Source organism: Streptomyces sp. NRRL WC-3549 (assembly GCF_000721935.1).
Classification (GTDB): Bacteria; Actinomycetota; Actinomycetes; order Streptomycetales; family Streptomycetaceae; genus Streptomyces.
Genome location: NZ_KL585401.1, coordinates 61073 through 62878, shown reverse-complemented (window position 1 = coordinate 62878; position 1806 = coordinate 61073). Strand labels below are relative to the sequence as shown.

Annotated in this window: 2 protein-coding genes and 1 pseudogene; all 3 read left to right on the top strand. The window is 74.0% G+C overall.

What is annotated here, in order from left to right; all coding sequences use genetic code 11:
• Positions 1 to 891, top strand: an 891-nt coding sequence (locus IH13_RS0116775) for an FHA domain-containing protein (protein WP_031085232.1), incomplete at its 5' end; no start/stop codon positions are given.
• Positions 892 to 972: 81 nt separating this feature from the next.
• Complete coding sequence (locus tag IH13_RS0116770) at positions 973 to 1377, top strand: globin (RefSeq protein WP_031085230.1); 405 nt, start codon at positions 973 to 975, stop codon at positions 1375 to 1377.
• A gap of 159 nt (positions 1378 to 1536) precedes the next feature.
• Positions 1537 to 1806 (top strand): annotated as a pseudogene (locus tag IH13_RS0116765) (hypothetical protein); the annotation flags it as partial.

The following is a 1806-nucleotide window of genomic DNA, read 5'->3' as shown; positions in this document are numbered from 1 at the left end:
TTCCAGCAGCAGTCGCCGTCCCCGTTCGAGCGGCAGGGGCAGCCTGAGCGGCCGTCGCCCTTCGACCCGCAGAACCGGCCGGGAGGGTCGGGAGCCCCCGAGTCCTCCGGTCCGGCCGGGCACCCCGGCAGGCCCGGGGAGCCGGGGCAGCGGCCCGGGGAGCCGGTTCCGTCCTCGCCCTTCGAGCCGCAGCGCCAGGGGCCGCCGCCGCCGTTCCCGCAGCAGTCCGCGCAGCAGTCGGCGCCGCCCCGGCCCCAGACGCCGCGTCCCACCGGTGACGACGACTGGATGCTGCCCCCGCCCTCGCAGCAGCAGCCTCCGCGCGCCTTCCAGCAGGGTCCGCAGACGCCGCCGGCCGCCCCGGCACCGCAGGCACCGTTCCCCGGCCAGGGCCGGGCACCGGGTGAGCAGGCACCGGACCAGCGGCCTCCGGGTCAGCAGGCCCCGGGCCCGCAGGGCTCCGAGCCGGGCGAGGACCGTGCCGCGGGCAGCTGGACGGCGGTCATCGCCCCGGACCGTGACTACTTCCTGGCGATGATGCAGCGCAGCGGCCCGGAGGCCACCGGGCTCAACCTGCCCGCGTACTCCCCCGAGCAGCGCCGCGCGCTGAGCGGTAACCAGGTCACCATCGGCCGGCGCCGGCACAGCACCGGGGAGTCGCCCGACATCGACCTCGCCGTGCCGCCGGAGGACCCGGGCGTCTCGCACCAGCACGCGGTGCTGGTGCAGCAGCCGGACGGCGGCTGGGCCGTGGTCGACCAGAACTCCACGAACGGCACCACGCTCAACGGTGCCGAGGACCCGATCCAGCCCTATGTCCCCGTCCCCCTCCAGGACGGCGACCAGGTCCACGTCGGCGCCTGGACGACGATCACGGTCCGCCGCGACTGAACACCGAACCGCCGGGCACCGGCCGGGTACCGGGGTCGTACGACTTCCGTACTCGGCCGGTGCGTCTGCGACCATGGACGGGTGACAGAGATTCCGCGCGACACGCTTCAGGAGCAGACCTTCTACGAGCAGGTCGGCGGCGAGGAGACCTTCCGGCGCCTGGTCCACCGCTTCTACCAGGGCGTCGCCGAGGACCCGCTGCTGCGGCCGATGTACCCGGAGGAGGACCTGGGACCGGCCGAGGAGCGGTTCGCCCTGTTCCTGATGCAGTACTGGGGCGGCCCGCGCACCTACAGCGACCGCAGGGGGCACCCCCGGCTGCGGATGCGGCACGTCCCGTTCCGGGTGGACCGGGCGGCGCACGACGCCTGGCTCGGACACATGCGGGTGGCCCTGGACGAGCTGGGGCTCTCCCCCGAGCACGAGCGGCAGCTGTGGGACTACCTCACGTACGCCGCGGCCTCGATGATCAACACCGCCGACTGAACTCCCCACCCCCGCATATCCGGAATCCGGTACTCCATCGCCGGATAACGGTCACGATCCCGTCAAGGCGCCCGCAGACGGTATCCAAGGCCCGCTGACCTCTGAAAGCATCCTGGGAACGTCGGGGGGCGTGCGGATACCGAGGGTTCGGGGGATCGGGTGACGGGGTTCGTCCTTCTGCGGGTGCGGGCCCACCGGCTCCTGCTCGCCGCGGCTGTACTGGCCGTCCTGCTCACCACCTCCGTACTGACGGCGCTCACCGCCTTCTCCGGTTCCATAGGCGACGCCGCCCTGCGGCACACCCTCACCCACCGGTCCGCCGAGGCGGCCTCGCTCTTCGTCTCGGCCGGTGTGGACCGCGAGCGGCGCACGGAGGCGGACGCGGCGGTGCGCCGGGCCGCCGAAGAGGCCTTCGGCGGGCTCCCGGTG